This window comes from Bacteroides sp. CACC 737, assembly GCF_013874375.1.
In the GTDB taxonomy this organism is placed as follows: domain Bacteria; phylum Bacteroidota; class Bacteroidia; order Bacteroidales; family Bacteroidaceae; genus Bacteroides; species Bacteroides uniformis.
Window position 1 is genome coordinate 1,412,324 of the sequence record NZ_CP059408.1, and the last position, 12,741, is coordinate 1,425,064.

The 12,741-nt window shown below is 48.5% G+C and carries 15 protein-coding genes and 1 tRNA gene; 7 read left to right on the forward strand and 9 right to left on the reverse strand.

Annotated elements, in window-relative coordinates; all coding sequences use genetic code 11:
* Window positions 1–8: 8 nt before the first annotated feature.
* The 3 genes from cobS to cobU are packed head-to-tail and all read right to left on the reverse strand — an operon-like array spanning window position 9 to window position 2,343.
* Window positions 9–752 carry an adenosylcobinamide-GDP ribazoletransferase gene (gene cobS, locus H1A11_RS06100; RefSeq protein WP_181757894.1) on the reverse strand — a complete coding sequence of 248 codons (744 nt, stop codon included), beginning with the start codon at window positions 750–752 and terminating at the stop codon, window positions 9–11.
* 1 nt (window position 753) lies between these two features.
* Window positions 754–1,791, reverse strand: coding sequence for a nicotinate-nucleotide--dimethylbenzimidazole phosphoribosyltransferase (gene cobT / locus H1A11_RS06105; protein WP_098032430.1), 1,038 nt, complete (start codon window positions 1,789–1,791; stop codon window positions 754–756).
* A 30-nt stretch (window positions 1,792–1,821) separates the two neighbouring features.
* A complete protein-coding gene (gene cobU / locus H1A11_RS06110) occupies window positions 1,822–2,343 on the reverse strand; it encodes a bifunctional adenosylcobinamide kinase/adenosylcobinamide-phosphate guanylyltransferase (RefSeq protein WP_181757895.1) in 522 nt (173 codons plus the stop codon).
* 141 nt (window positions 2,344–2,484) lie between these two features.
* Here cobU and H1A11_RS06115 point away from each other — a divergent pair.
* Both H1A11_RS06115 and proS read left to right on the forward strand, forming a co-directional pair.
* Window positions 2,485–2,557, forward strand: a tRNA-Gly gene (locus H1A11_RS06115).
* A 115-nt stretch (window positions 2,558–2,672) separates the two neighbouring features.
* Window positions 2,673–4,166, forward strand: coding sequence for a proline--tRNA ligase (gene proS / locus H1A11_RS06120; RefSeq protein WP_005829226.1), 1,494 nt, complete (start codon window positions 2,673–2,675; stop codon window positions 4,164–4,166).
* Window positions 4,167–4,334: 168 nt separating this feature from the next.
* Here the strand turns inward: proS and H1A11_RS06125 are convergent, their stop codons facing one another.
* Both H1A11_RS06125 and H1A11_RS06130 read right to left on the reverse strand, forming a co-directional pair.
* Window positions 4,335–4,670, reverse strand: coding sequence for a type II toxin-antitoxin system RelE/ParE family toxin (locus H1A11_RS06125; RefSeq protein WP_181757896.1), 336 nt, complete (start codon window positions 4,668–4,670; stop codon window positions 4,335–4,337).
* A complete protein-coding gene (locus tag H1A11_RS06130; RefSeq protein WP_005829224.1) occupies window positions 4,661–4,894 on the reverse strand; it encodes a hypothetical protein in 234 nt (77 codons plus the stop codon). The genes H1A11_RS06125 and H1A11_RS06130 overlap by 10 nt, the downstream gene beginning before the upstream one ends.
* 176 nt (window positions 4,895–5,070) lie before the next feature.
* Between H1A11_RS06130 and H1A11_RS06135 the strand changes: the two genes are divergently transcribed.
* Together H1A11_RS06135 and H1A11_RS06140 are read left to right on the forward strand one after the other, a co-directional pair.
* Window positions 5,071–5,253 carry a hypothetical protein gene (locus tag H1A11_RS06135; RefSeq protein WP_005829223.1) on the forward strand — a complete coding sequence of 61 codons (183 nt, stop codon included), beginning with the start codon at window positions 5,071–5,073 and terminating at the stop codon, window positions 5,251–5,253.
* Between the two features lie 229 nt (window positions 5,254–5,482).
* On the forward strand, window positions 5,483–6,613 hold the full coding sequence (locus H1A11_RS06140; RefSeq protein ID WP_181757897.1) for a glycosyltransferase family protein: 1,131 nt from the start codon (window positions 5,483–5,485) through the stop codon (window positions 6,611–6,613).
* Here H1A11_RS06140 and H1A11_RS06145 read toward each other — a convergent pair.
* Together H1A11_RS06145 and H1A11_RS06150 are read right to left on the reverse strand one after the other, a co-directional pair.
* On the reverse strand, window positions 6,610–6,711 hold the full coding sequence (locus H1A11_RS06145; RefSeq protein WP_005836960.1) for a smalltalk protein: 102 nt from the start codon (window positions 6,709–6,711) through the stop codon (window positions 6,610–6,612). The genes H1A11_RS06140 and H1A11_RS06145 overlap by 4 nt on opposite strands.
* 54 nt (window positions 6,712–6,765) lie before the next feature.
* A complete protein-coding gene (locus tag H1A11_RS06150; protein ID WP_005829218.1) occupies window positions 6,766–7,275 on the reverse strand; it encodes an HU family DNA-binding protein in 510 nt (169 codons plus the stop codon).
* A 275-nt stretch (window positions 7,276–7,550) separates the two neighbouring features.
* Between H1A11_RS06150 and H1A11_RS06155 the strand changes: the two genes are divergently transcribed.
* Window positions 7,551–7,808 (forward strand): DUF4248 domain-containing protein, encoded by a 258-nt coding sequence (locus H1A11_RS06155; RefSeq protein WP_151252455.1) that lies wholly within the window; start codon window positions 7,551–7,553, stop codon window positions 7,806–7,808.
* A 129-nt stretch (window positions 7,809–7,937) separates the two neighbouring features.
* Here the strand turns inward: H1A11_RS06155 and H1A11_RS06160 are convergent, their stop codons facing one another.
* Window positions 7,938–10,067, reverse strand: coding sequence for a VapE domain-containing protein (locus H1A11_RS06160; RefSeq protein ID WP_181757898.1), 2,130 nt, complete (start codon window positions 10,065–10,067; stop codon window positions 7,938–7,940).
* 122 nt (window positions 10,068–10,189) lie between these two features.
* A complete protein-coding gene (locus H1A11_RS06165) occupies window positions 10,190–10,513 on the reverse strand; it encodes a hypothetical protein (RefSeq protein WP_005829213.1) in 324 nt (107 codons plus the stop codon).
* A 739-nt stretch (window positions 10,514–11,252) separates the two neighbouring features.
* Between H1A11_RS06165 and H1A11_RS06170 the strand changes: the two genes are divergently transcribed.
* Window positions 11,253–11,780 carry a UpxY family transcription antiterminator gene (locus tag H1A11_RS06170; protein WP_181758079.1) on the forward strand — a complete coding sequence of 176 codons (528 nt, stop codon included), beginning with the start codon at window positions 11,253–11,255 and terminating at the stop codon, window positions 11,778–11,780.
* 16 nt (window positions 11,781–11,796) lie between these two features.
* Window positions 11,797–12,735 carry a hypothetical protein gene (locus tag H1A11_RS06175; RefSeq protein WP_227201702.1) on the forward strand — a complete coding sequence of 313 codons (939 nt, stop codon included), beginning with the start codon at window positions 11,797–11,799 and terminating at the stop codon, window positions 12,733–12,735.
* The last annotated feature ends 6 nt before the right edge of the window (window positions 12,736–12,741 follow it).

Genomic DNA, 12,741 nt, shown 5'->3' on the forward strand with positions numbered 1-12,741 from the left:
TTCAGTTGTTAATTTATAATTAGAATAAGGCTTCCCAAGTAGAAGGACAGTTCGCATAGCAGGAAAGTGGCCCCGCAGCAGTCACCCGTATATCCTTGTAGGCGCCGCTTCATCAATCGGTAGAGCAGGAAGAAGGTGAGCAGTGGGAAGAGGGTGGCAATCCACAGCTTTATAGGCAGCAGCAGAACGAAAGGAAGCAGGCCGCAAAGAAATCCGGCCAGTAACTCGTGCCGGCTCATGCGGTTGTAGACGGTCTTGCTTTTGCTGTCTTCCTCTTTCCGGGCATAGGGCAGGTAGTTGACAATCTGGGAGGCACAGAACTTGGACCAGCAGTCACCGCAGAGCACAAGGATGCAGAGAAGTCCCAGTGGCAGGTGATGAAGTTGGAGCAACAGCAGGAAATAGCATATCAATCCGATGACACCGTAGCTTCCGATGTGGGAGTCCTTCATGATGGCTAGAGTCCGTTCGCGGGTGGTGCCGCCGCCAAAGCCGTCGAGGAAGTCTGCCAGTCCGTCTTCGTGCAGGCATCCGGTGACAATTAGGCGTGCGATGAGGGCAAGAATCCATGCCAATGACACCGGCATAATCTGTCCGGCAAGCCACAGCACTGCCGCCATCACGCCTCCCGTCAGCCAGCCTACAAGCGGCCAATAGGGAACCACATGCTTGAAACACTCTGCCGGTACTTCCTTGATTTTCCAGAAGGGCAGTCGGGTGAGCATTATGAATGCAGCCAAGACATTGTTCATGTTAAAAGTATTTAGTGATGGAGGCATGTGCAAAGTTATCCATTTCATTGAGCATCCGCACGGCCGAGTCGACAATGGGATATGCACAGATGGCCCCTGTTCCTTCTCCCAAACGCAGCCCCAGATTCAGCAGCGGACGGGCATGCAGGGCGTCGAGCACCAGTTTGTGGCCCGACTCGTCTCCGCAGTGTCCGAAGATGGCGTAATCCGTCACTTCCGGATAGAGCCTGGCGGCGGCAAGCAGGCAGTTGGTCATGATGAATCCGTCTACAAGGATAATCATCCTCAGCTCGGCAGCTTGCAGCATGGCGCCTATGGCCATCACCATTTCCAGTCCGCCAAAGTAGCGGATGATGTCTCGGGGAGAGCCGTCGCCCTTGTAGTTCTCCATAGACTGCTTCAACACTTCGTATTTGTGGCGGATGCCCGCGCTGTCGAGTCCGCTGCCTGCGCCGACACATTGTTCCAGAGGAATACCGGTGAAGCAGGTCATCCACAGGGAGGATGAAGAGGTGTTTCCGATACCCATTTCACCGAAGCTGAGGACATTACTGCCTTCTTCATGGCATTGGCGCACCACCTCGGCACCCCGTTCCAGGCACATCTCCATTTCCTCTTCCGTCATGGCTGCCTCGTGCAGATAACTCCGGGTGCTTTTGCGCACTTTCATATTGATGATGCCTTTCTCGTAGGGGAGGTCGTAGTCTACTCCTGCATCTACAATCTTCAGGGTAAAGCCGTGCTGCCGGCAGAGGAAATTGACACCTGCCCCTCCATGAAGGAAGTTGCTGATTTGCTGCCAGGTGATTTCCTTTGGAGACAGACTGACACCTTCTTCTACAATGCCGTGGTCGGCGGCGAAGATAATGTTTTGCGGATGTTTCAAGGTGGGGGATAATGTCTGTTGTATGAGTCCGATTTGGAGTGCCAGTTCTTCTAAAATGCCCAATGAGCCTTTGGGTTTGGTCAGGTTGTTGATTTTGTCAATCAATGTGGGACGGATTGACTCGTCCGGACGGGTGATATGAAATGTTTTCATCAGTCTGTTGAATTTTAATTGTTTGTTGTTTTATGAATGAGTGTTTTTTACGGTAAGTGGGATGCCGGATACCATCAGTATCACTTCGTCGGCACGGGCGGCTACATATTGGTTCATCCAGCCTTGCATGTCCGTGAACTTTCGTTGCAGTTCGTTCTCGGAAGTTCCTCCCATACCTATTTCATTGGTTACAAAGATGAAGGTTGCGTCTTGTGCCGTGAAGCGGTCGAATTCCGCCTTGGCAGCGGCAAGTGCCCGGTCGGTATCTGAATGCAGGTCGAAGAAAAAGTTGGTACACCATAAGGTGATGCAGTCTATCAGGACGACCCGCCCCTCCAGCCGGTGGCGGCTGAGTTCTTTCTCCTCTTCGATGTTTGTCCATTCCGGTCCCCGGCGTTCCTGATGCCGGATTACCCTCTGGCGGAATTCTTCGTCCCAGATGCGTGCCGTGGCAAGATAAACGGGAGTGGGAGAGAGCTCGAGTGCCAGCTTTTCCGCATAGGTGCTTTTGCCGGAACGTGCTCCTCCGGTGATGAGTATGATTCGTTTCATTGGTATTTAGTCTGTATTTTGAAAGAATATCTTTGTTTTCCCGAGCAAAAATAAGAAATATTTGACGAAACGTTTGTTTTTTTAGGAAGTAATTTATTAACTTTGCCACCGTTTTTAAGGCATGACCTTGGAAATGTTTATGCGGCAGTAGCTCAGTTGGTAGAGCATCAGCTTCCCAAGCTGAGGGTCACGAGTTCGAGTCTCGCTTGCCGCTCCTCCATTTAGAGTTAGGCAGTTGCATCACAGCGGCTGCCTTTTTTTAAATATCGAGGAAAATGTTCGGGTCAAGCCATTTTAAACGTAGGAAAAACTTTAAAAAACGAAATAGAATGGCAGTAGAATTGAAAGACCTTACCAAACGTAGTGAGAATTATTCTCAGTGGTACAACGAGTTGGTGGTAAAAGCCGATTTGGCAGAACAATCGGCAGTACGCGGCTGTATGGTAATCAAGCCCTACGGATACGCTATCTGGGAGAAGATGCAACGTCAGTTGGACGATATGTTCAAGGAAACGGGACACGTCAACGCTTATTTCCCCTTGCTTATTCCGAAATCATTCCTCAGCCGTGAAGCGGAACATGTGGAAGGCTTTGCCAAAGAGTGTGCCGTCGTGACGCACTATCGTTTGAAGAACGACCCGAATGGCGGCGGTGTGGTGGTGGACCCTGCTGCAAAACTGGAAGAAGAGCTGATTATCCGCCCTACTTCCGAAACCATCATCTGGAACACCTACAAGAACTGGATCAATTCATACCGCGACCTGCCTATCTTGTGCAACCAGTGGGCAAACGTGTTCCGTTGGGAAATGCGTACCCGTCTGTTCCTCCGTACCGCCGAATTCCTCTGGCAGGAAGGACACACGGCACATGCCACCCGCGAGGAAGCCGAAGAAGAAGCGGTAAAGATGCTGAATGTATATGCCGAGTTTGCCGAAAAATACATGGCGGTGCCCGTGGTAAAGGGCGTGAAGTCTGCCAACGAGCGTTTTGCCGGTGCCCTCAACACCTACACCATCGAAGCGATGATGCAGGACGGAAAGGCTTTGCAGAGCGGTACTTCCCACTTCTTGGGACAGAACTTCGCCAAGGCGTTCGATGTGCAGTTCGTCAATAAGGAGAACAAGCTGGAGTATGTTTGGGCTACTTCCTGGGGTGTTTCCACCCGTCTGATGGGAGCGCTTATCATGACGCATTCCGATGACAACGGTCTGGTACTTCCTCCGCACCTGGCTCCGATACAAGTAGTTATCGTTCCTATCTACAAGAATGCGGAGATGCTGGCTAAGATTGACGAGAAAGTGGCAGGCATTGTTGCCAAGCTGAAGTCAATGGGTATTTCCGTGAAGTACGACAATGCCGACAACAAACGTCCGGGCTTCAAGTTTGCCGACTATGAGGTGAAGGGGGTTCCCGTCCGTCTGGTGATGGGTGGCCGCGACCTGGAGAACAATACAATGGAAATCATGCGTCGCGATACACTGGAGAAGGAGACGCGTTCCTGCGAGGGTATCGAAGAGTACGTGAAGGATTTGCTCGAGGACATTCAGGCAAATGTCTACAAGAAAGCGCTCGATTACCGTAACAGCCGCATCACCAGCGTGGACAGCTACGAGGAATTCAAGGAAAAGATTGAAGAAGGCGGCTTCATTCTGGCTCATTGGGACGGGACTACCGAAACCGAAGAGAAAATCAAGGAAGAGACCAAAGCAACCATCCGTTGTATTCCTTTCGATTCATTTGTTCCGGGTGACAAGGAACCGGGCAAGTGTATGGTTACCGGCAAGCCTTCTGCCTGCCGCGTGATTTTCGCACGTTCCTATTAATAATACCCACCCCGGATTACGCGGATTAACACAGATGATTTTAGGAGTTCTGATAATCAGAAACTTTTATCTGTGTCAATCCGCGTAATCTGGGGTGATTGTATATCTTGATACGTCCTCTCGGTTTTAAATTTATAGAGTTATCTCTCATCATGAATTGATGAACAGCTATTTATATTGCTTCAGAAATTCTGAGATTGTTTTACGTACAGTTTCCGGAGATTGTTTTGAATGAAGCATTGCTGCAATGACAATCCTATTCTCATCAATCAAATAATATATCACGTTAGGGGAAAGTTTTAAATGACGGACAGTAATGTTGTTAAATAGAGTAGAAAAATCACTGTCTATAATTCCTATATACGGATGTTTTGCTAAAAGATTTACTTTGTCTTGTATCTTTTGATGTGTTTTCTGTGCCGTCAACATGCCAAAATTATTCTCTACATAAATAAGTATCTCTAAAAAGTGCTCATAAGCCAACTTAGACCAGACTATTTCCATCCCATGCGTTCATTTATCATACTCTCTATTTGGGAGTTTGATATACAGTGTCCTGCTTTATTCTCTTCTAAGGCAAATAGAAGGGCTTCAGCCAAAGCATCTCGGGGAATACTGTTGATAAAGTCGTCCATCGGTATGGCTGATTGATGATAAGTTGCCATCATCGGTTCTTGTGCCGTTTGTTTGGAAGAGTCCTGCTCTTTATATGGTTTAATTTTACCCATTGCTTTTATTTTTAATCAAAGGTAAACTGAATAAATGAAAACTCCTAATATTCAATCCATTTATTTTCCACTGCATCAAAGCCAACCAATCTACATACTATTGTAACCTCCTTCACATCTTCTCGTAACAACTTTCCCTCATTTTTGCAGCGTAAAAAAAGAAAGGAGGCCCGAATATGAAACTGAACAGAAATGACTATACCGTAGAGGCGGCAGCCGGGGGTGGTTTTTACGCTTATTTCATGAATAATGTGTTGTGCAGCGCCTACGGTGAAACGCCTGACGAAGCCTGCGAAAACCTGGAACAGATTGTTGACGATTTTGTCAGTGATATGTATATGGTCGAGGAATTTGTCTGATGCTCCGGCATCATATGCCGACCGAATTATCCTTTTTACGTATTTATTCCATAAATTCTCTTGAAGTCATGTCTGCGCGATGCCGGTGTGACTTTTGTCATTTATAACCGAATTGTCACATTCTTCACATTCTGCCGTAACACGGAGGTGCGATATTTGCATCAACTAAATGCAACGTCATGTGCTGCATGTGTTTCAACATTAATTTGTAAATCATCAAGTCGTCCCAATGAAAGTCCTTTTTATCGTTCAAGGAGAAGGCCGCGGGCATCTGACCCAAGCCATTACAATGGAAGAGCTGCTGCGCCGCAACGGTCACGAAGTAGTGGAAGTGTTGGTGGGCAAAAGCAATTCGCGCTGTCTGCCCGGTTTCTTCAACCGCAGCATCCAAGCTCCGGTGAAACGTTTTCTCAGTCCCAATTTCCTGCCTACGCCTGCCAACAAGCGGGCAAGTCTTGCGCGTAGTGTGGCCTATAATCTCACCCGTCTGCCCGTCTATCTGAAAAGCATGCACTATATACACCGCCGCATCGAGGAGAGTGGCGCCGAACTGGTCATCAACTTCTACGAACTGCTCACGGGGCTGGCCTATCTCTTCTTCCGTCCTTCCGTCCCTCAAATAAGCGTCGGGCACCAGTACCTGTTCCTGCACCGCGATTTCGAGTTTCCCGGTAAGAACGGCTTCCATCTGTGGCTGCTCCGCCTTTTCACCCGTCTCACGTGCATAGGTGCCCGCGAAAAGCTCGCCCTTTCCTTCCGCGAGATGGAGGATGACGAAGAAGCGCATATCCGCGTGGTTCCGCCATTGCTGCGGAGGGAGGTGCTGTCGTGCGAAGGTACGGAAGGGGATTATCTCCACGGATACATGGTAAACTCCGGTTTTGGCGAGAATATCCTCCACTGGCACAGTGCCCATCCGGAAATACCCCTCCACTTCTTCTGGGACAAGCAGGACGAAGCCGAGGTGTGCCGTGTGGACGACACCTTGAGTTTCCATCAGCTCGATGACGTCAAGTTCCTGCGCTACATGGCAGGCTGCAAGGCCTATGCCACCACTGCCGGCTTCGAGTCGGTCTGCGAGGCGATGTATCTGGGCAAGCCTTTGCTGATGGTTCCGGCGCATATCGAGCAGGACTGTAACGCCTACGATGCATTCCGTAGCGGTGCCGGTGTCATCTCCGAGGAGTTTGATTTGGAACGTCTGCTGGACTTCTCGGAGCATTTCCACCCGAACATGGCTTTCCGCTATTGGGTGCGTAGCTGCGACTGGCGTATCCTGCGCTGTATAGAGAGGGAAGAGAAAGAGGAAACCTTTTTCGGGGTTTCCTCTTCCTGCCGTCCTTTCTTTCCGGCGACTTAAATGTTCACGTTCATCGCATTGGCTCCCAATGCCCCTAAGATGGCAGAGGCTACTGCAATTACGACTTTCAGAATTTTATCCCAGATACTTTTTTTCATGCTATATACGTTTTAAAAGTTGAACATACGAATCGGTAGTAAAATCAGTCATACTTATCCCAACGGATTTTCGCCCTGGTCTCCGTCCGAACCGCCTCCGTCTCCCGAGCCGGAACCGCCACCGGAGCTTCCTCCTTCACCGTCTCCCTTGTTCACCAATGCTTCCAGGTCGTAGAAGTCAATCTTCTGCCCGGCACGCGTGGCGGCGATGTCCGGTCTTACGGTACTGGAAGGCCGGAAATTGATTTTCACCGCCTTGATGTTCTTGGCGGTGCACTCCTTTACATCCAGTACGCCTGCCGTACGCGCCGACAGGCTGAATACGCCGAAGTTCTTGATATTGACCGACTGGCCGCTGTAGAGGGTTGTTATCATGGCCTCCACAAAATTGGTCAATACACTCTGGATGTCTCCCAGTGTCAGCGAACTCTTCTCTTTCATCACATACGCAATGTCGTCCAGCGTCGCATTGTCGCCCAGTGTCACCAGCTGCGGGTAGAACTTTGCCACCGCATCTGCCTTTCGAGGATCTTTCCTCGCAATCTTCTTGAATGGTACTCCCATAAACAATTAAATAATTAGAAATTAACAATTAGAAATTAAAGTCCCGTATTGCAATACTTTGCTCTTTCTCCTTTAGGGGGGAAGAGGGGTGCTGCAAAAGTACTCCTCCGGCTTTTTCTGCTCATGGCTTTCTTCGGGTTACGCCGTCTCTTTCCCGTTTCCTTTCTGTTCAGGAAAAGTTCTTCGTCCGATGCCCGTTTATGTCTGTATATGCTTGGTCATATCACTGATATTCAGTATCTTTATGGTGTAATAATCAACCAATAACATAAAGAATGAAAACAGAAAAAGAAAAGAGGGAAGAGGAGGAGGACCTTCGTCCGTTCCGCATCCACGCCTATTCGAAGGAGGAGCTTGCCATGCTCTACAACCCGACTTACTGCATCAGCAATGCCATCTATACCCTGGCGGCATGGATACGCCACAACAAGGCGCTGAAGGGTGAGCTGGAGAAGGTGGGCTACAACAAATACCGGCGCACCTTCACTCCTCTGGAAGTGAAAGTGCTGGTGAAGTATCTGGGAGAACCCTGACAGGATGCCGGCCGGAAATAGGGAAGCCTTGTAAGGAAAACGCCAATATATGTAAAGCCCCGTAACAATATATGTTGTCATGCACAACAATATATGTTACGGGGCTTCTCTCTTCTCCTCGAATGCCGGTTACTGATATGTCTGGATGTCCACTACCTCATATTCGGTCGTCTCCTGCTCGTTGGTCCGTGTACCGAATCCGTATTTTTCCAGTGCCTGCACCAGTACCAGCTGGGTGTGCGGGTTCACCTGCACTTTCCCGAATATGCTGAGCTTGGTCAGTATGACGCTGGCAGGGAGCCATTTTATCTGCAGGTCCTCGGGCAGCGGTTTGCGGAAGAAGACGAAGAGGTTCTCCTCCACGGGGTCTTTCATGCGGTGCCGTTCGTTGTGCTTGTTCAGCTGTTCTATCTCCTCGCCCTCGTACCAGTATCTGAAACCGTCTTTCAGCAAGGCGAGCGCCTGGGCGTAGATGCCGGGATGGTTCACCGGGGTGTGGTAGTCTATGCCGGTGACGGTGATGGGGAGGAAACGCCGGTTTCCACCGATGTCCTGCAGGCACTGCCGGTTGTTGGTGCTCGCGATGAAGGAGCAGTGGCGGGGCAGGGTGAAGGCTTCGATGTCGTAGGCCTTGCGCTGCGTCACGTTGTCCTGCGCGATGATTCGCTTCAATGCTGCCAGCTCGCCGGGCTTCACGCCTTCGAACTCCTCCATGTTGATGATGATTCGCGTGGCGAGCAGGCGGGCATCGTCCTTGTTGCTCGGGTCTATTATGCCGTTGTAGAAGTACTCTTTCCACTCGGGCGGCAGCAGGCGCCGAATCCAGCTGCTCTTTCCCTTTCCCTGCTCGCTGTAGAGGATGATGACGAGCTGGTTCATGTCCTCGTCGCTCAGTGCGCAGGCCACCAGGCCCACTATCCACCGTTTGAAGCCCTTCTGCCATAGCTCCTGGTTCTCGGTCGTCAGGGTGTCGGCCAGCCGGGCGATGTAGTCCGTCCCGTCCCAGGGGGGAAGCGCGTACAGATAGTCGGTGTAGGGATTGAACTCCTTGGCGTAGTTGGAGTCTATCACGGCTCTGAGGAAATTCTGGTAGCAGGAGATGCCGGCCATCTGCAGGTCTACGAATATGGTGTTGTAGTCCTTTCCGCGCATGGGGCGGTAACCTTTTCCGGCATCTGCCGACAGGGCATAGGGCATGAATTCGAGGCGGTCCAGGATGAGGTTCCTGCGGATGCCGTAGTGCTCTTCCAGAAAGCTCATCACTTGGTTGATGATGGGCTTTTTCTCTTCCTTCTTTGTGGCGGCTTCGCTGGTTTTGTCGGTATAGATGTAGGCATTGTGCAGGGGAGATTCCACGTCGGGATACTCTTGCCCGAACTCGTTTTTCGCCAGTCTGATGGCTGTCTGCTCGTCCAGGCCCTTGCTGTAGCATTTGTTGCCCAGGGCGAAGAGGAAGTTGTCGCGGTTGCCTGCCCGGAACTTGGTGGTGCGCTTCACGGCGGTCACGGCTTGGGAGAATATCAGCTTCTCCCAAGGCTTTGCGTCCTGCGGTGTGGCGGCAGAGGAGGCGGGGAGGGGGTGTACCGTTTCGACGGGCGTCTTCTTTGGGCTGTTCTCCTTCTTCGCAGGCGGGATGATGCGTGCCGGCAACGGGGAAATCTGTTCCAGCAGTGCGGCATTGATATAGGCATGCGGGTCGAAGGACATGAAGTATCCTCGCGAGATGTCCTTTCCGCTTCCGTCCACCTCTACTCCGAGAAGGACCTCGTAGTGCTCTTTGGCGGCGCTGTACAGCTTCAGGTGTATCTCCTCGAGCGTGGCGTAGGTCACCTCGCCCTGTCGGAGACGGTCATACAGACGCCGGGTGTATTCCGTCTGCATGAAGACGAACAGCTTGTAGCCGTGCCTTTTGGGGGAGAGGAAACTCCCCAGGGTGTGCGGGTCTTCGTTGATGAGGGTCCGGGTCCGCTCCAACTGTCCCTCTTCCAGGTCGTCGATGTCGAGCGTGATGACGGGGTTGTAGCGGGTGATGCTCGGTACGAGCCTTCTTTCCCGGTAGTTGGCCGTGAGGGTCCTGAAGGGAAGCTGCTTCTTGACGTGGTTGGCTTCCTCCACCTTTCCCTGCGCCACGAGGCTGGCGATTTTGATGATTAACTTGGCATGCTTGCCGTTTTTTATGTCAGCCATGTCCTGCGTGAAGGTTGTCTCCCCGCTGACGGCGCTGAAACCACGGTAGGTGGTCACTGGAATGTTTTCCATTCGATTTGTATTAAGTTTGCCTTATTGGCGGCGCAAAGATGCCGTTTATTTCCTTAGGAAGCAAAAACGGCCATCCGCAGTGGGACAGCCGTTTTTTTACAATTTGAATTCCTCGGTCCGTTTTACTCCTTGGGATATAGCTCATTGAAGAGCTTATATATCTCATCCTCAATGCAATCGGGGTTCAGCGTATTGCCGCTTCCGTCCGCGTCCATAAAGTTTACAAGTAGATGCAGCAGCTTGGCGAAGGGGCTTACGCCCTTCAGTCCGTGTTCCTTTTGGGGATTTATCAGCAGTGGGATGAAGGGTGTCAGGAAAGCCTTCCGCTCCTTGTATTCCACGGTTAACGACTTGTGTTCTACCATAGAAAGCAGGTCGATGGCCACTTGCACCTCTTTGCTCTCTTTGGTGTACAGCACTTGGTAATCTCTCCCTTTGATTTGCATCACGCTAATTGGCGTTTTTTTGTTCTCATAACTACAATTTGAAAATATAATTTTATATTAAGTTAGTAAATCGGTTGCAAAATTAACAAAAAAGGAGTCTGTACAATTACAGATAACGCAGATTTTATGTTTTTCTTACCTGATGCAACGCTTCTAAGGACGTGAAATTAAATAATTCGTGTCATCTGTGTTATCAGCGTCTGAAAAATTATCATAAAGCATCATCTGCTGAATAGTTACGAAATTCTGTGGTATCCCTGTGAAGTAGTGAAGCGTGTGTGTAGTCTGTATGTATAGGGTGAGGTACCGGAACCTATGGTTATATATGTAACACACTCTTTCTTTAAAAAAATAAGAAATGACGCGCGTGCGCGTGTATCTTACCTAATGAACGTAATTATTTGATATATAGTGCGATGATACCTGCATTAAAAAAGATTATCATTTTATCAATCAGAATATTTTGTACTTTCATTTCTTGACATTACCTTTGCGTTCATTAAACGGAGCGTGTCATAAAACATTTTTTTTATTATAAACGTTTCGTTTATAACAGCTTATCGCAAGATAGCTTGAATATAACTATTTCGTCGCCTTCCTTCCGAGATGGTGGAGGGTCTTGAAATAAAATGAATGCACATAGTCTATTTAAAGTAACCGCATTACATTACTTGACCGGGAGGTACTTCGCTACTCCGGTGTCCCCCAATCATATTTTTTTGTGAACGAGAATGCAGAAATGCACTGGTATGCAGTGCGTGTCACCTATAGCCGAGAGCTTTTTTTCAAGGAATACCTGGATGCAGAGGGCATTGAAAACTATATACCCATGCGCTATGAGTATGTCGTGAGGAAAGAGCGCCGCTTGCGCAAGCTTGTTCCTGCGGTCCATAACCTGGTCTTCGTCCGCTCCACCCGTGAGCGTATGGACGAAATAAAGAACAAACCGGGCATGAATATCCCTATCCGCTATATCATGGACCGCGAAACCCGCCAGCCCATCGTCATCCCGGACTCGCAGATGCGCAGCTTCATCGCCGTGTCTGGCACCTACGACCAGGCTGTGCTCTATCTTGAACCCACCGAGCTGAACCTCTCCCAAGGAACCCGGGTACGCATCACCGGCGGCATCTTCGAAGGAGTGGAAGGGGTGTTTGTGCGTGTGCGCCATGATAGGAGGGTGGTGGTGAACATCGAGGGGGTGATGGCGGTGGCGACGACGTTTGTGCATGCGTCGCTGGTGGAGGAGATAGGAGAAGGAAGTTAGCGCTTATTGTATTATAATGAGAATTAAATATGTTTTTTGGGGATATTCAGATTACATGAAAGTTGTAAATAATGATATCCTATATAATAAAGATGTTTTGTATTTTGCTCCCAATGATTTATCAGTCAGGCAAAAAATATTATATAATATTCTATTTTTTATGACAAGATATGGATGGGAGAATATGGTTCCTGAGTTTATATATAGATATTTATATCCTTTACAAACCATACATGGATATGAACAAGTGTATTTTATTATATACGAACAGAATGTTTGTTCTACTCACCTTCCTTTTTTGGAATATTTGAAAAAAAAATATCCGCATTCAAAATTGTTCTACATGTTTACAAATACATTGTCTTCCCGAGTCAATGAGAAACAGTTGCGGTTTGTGGAAAATAATCGGGAAAAGTTTGACATGATTATAACTTTTAATGAAATAGATGCAGTTGAACATAATTTTCAATTTTACAATCAGGTTTGTTCCGTATTGAATGTTTCGATTAAGGAGGAAAATGAATCGGATATCTTTTTTTGTGGTTTGGATAAAGGTCGAAGGGCGATAATAGAACAACTTCGGAATCGGCTGGAAAGTTGTGGGATAAAATGTGATTTTAATATTGTTGATTCTAAGCATAAGTTGCCATACGAAGTTATTGTATCTAAAATTGTCCAGACAAAGTGTATTTTGGAAATTTTGATGGATACATCACAGTCCGGGTCATCTTTAAGAGCAGCAGAAGCAATTGCTTACAAGAAAAAGTTGCTGACAAATAATGCTTTCATAAAAGCAAAGGAATATTTCAATGACAAGCAGTTTTCCTATTTTTCTACTCTTGAGGATATAGATGTGGATTTTATAAAGGAAGCTCTAGACAAATCACAATGTGTTGATTCTATGATTGTTTCCCCTAAAAGATTTTTAGATTTTTTGAAGCAGAATAGTATTTGAGAGACT

Excerpts from the sequence above, each read along its gene's own strand:
- H1A11_RS06145 (WP_005836960.1), bottom strand. The coding sequence starts at position 6,711 with ATGAAAAAAAGTATCTGGGATAAAATTCTGAAAGTCGTAATTGCAGTA.
- H1A11_RS06165 (WP_005829213.1), bottom strand. The coding sequence starts at position 10,513 with ATGCAAATCAAAGGGAGAGATTACCAAGTGCTGTACACCAAAGAGAGC.
- H1A11_RS06170 (WP_181758079.1), top strand. The coding sequence starts at position 11,253 with ATGCACTGGTATGCAGTGCGTGTCACCTATAGCCGAGAGCTTTTTTTC.
- H1A11_RS06155 (WP_151252455.1), top strand. The coding sequence starts at position 7,551 with ATGAAAACAGAAAAAGAAAAGAGGGAAGAGGAGGAGGACCTTCGTCCG.
- H1A11_RS06125 (WP_181757896.1), bottom strand. The coding sequence starts at position 4,670 with ATGGAAATAGTCTGGTCTAAGTTGGCTTATGAGCACTTTTTAGAGATA.
- H1A11_RS06130 (WP_005829224.1), bottom strand. The coding sequence starts at position 4,894 with ATGGGTAAAATTAAACCATATAAAGAGCAGGACTCTTCCAAACAAACG.
- H1A11_RS06160 (WP_181757898.1), bottom strand. The coding sequence starts at position 10,067 with ATGGAAAACATTCCAGTGACCACCTACCGTGGTTTCAGCGCCGTCAGC.
- H1A11_RS06175 (WP_227201702.1), top strand. The coding sequence starts at position 11,797 with ATGAGAATTAAATATGTTTTTTGGGGATATTCAGATTACATGAAAGTT.
- proS (WP_005829226.1), top strand. The coding sequence starts at position 2,673 with ATGGCAGTAGAATTGAAAGACCTTACCAAACGTAGTGAGAATTATTCT.
- cobS (WP_181757894.1), bottom strand. The coding sequence starts at position 752 with ATGAACAATGTCTTGGCTGCATTCATAATGCTCACCCGACTGCCCTTC.
- cobU (WP_181757895.1), bottom strand. The coding sequence starts at position 2,343 with ATGAAACGAATCATACTCATCACCGGAGGAGCACGTTCCGGCAAAAGC.
- H1A11_RS06135 (WP_005829223.1), top strand. The coding sequence starts at position 5,071 with ATGAAACTGAACAGAAATGACTATACCGTAGAGGCGGCAGCCGGGGGT.
- cobT (WP_098032430.1), bottom strand. The coding sequence starts at position 1,791 with ATGAAAACATTTCATATCACCCGTCCGGACGAGTCAATCCGTCCCACA.
- H1A11_RS06150 (WP_005829218.1), bottom strand. The coding sequence starts at position 7,275 with ATGGGAGTACCATTCAAGAAGATTGCGAGGAAAGATCCTCGAAAGGCA.
- H1A11_RS06140 (WP_181757897.1), top strand. The coding sequence starts at position 5,483 with ATGAAAGTCCTTTTTATCGTTCAAGGAGAAGGCCGCGGGCATCTGACC.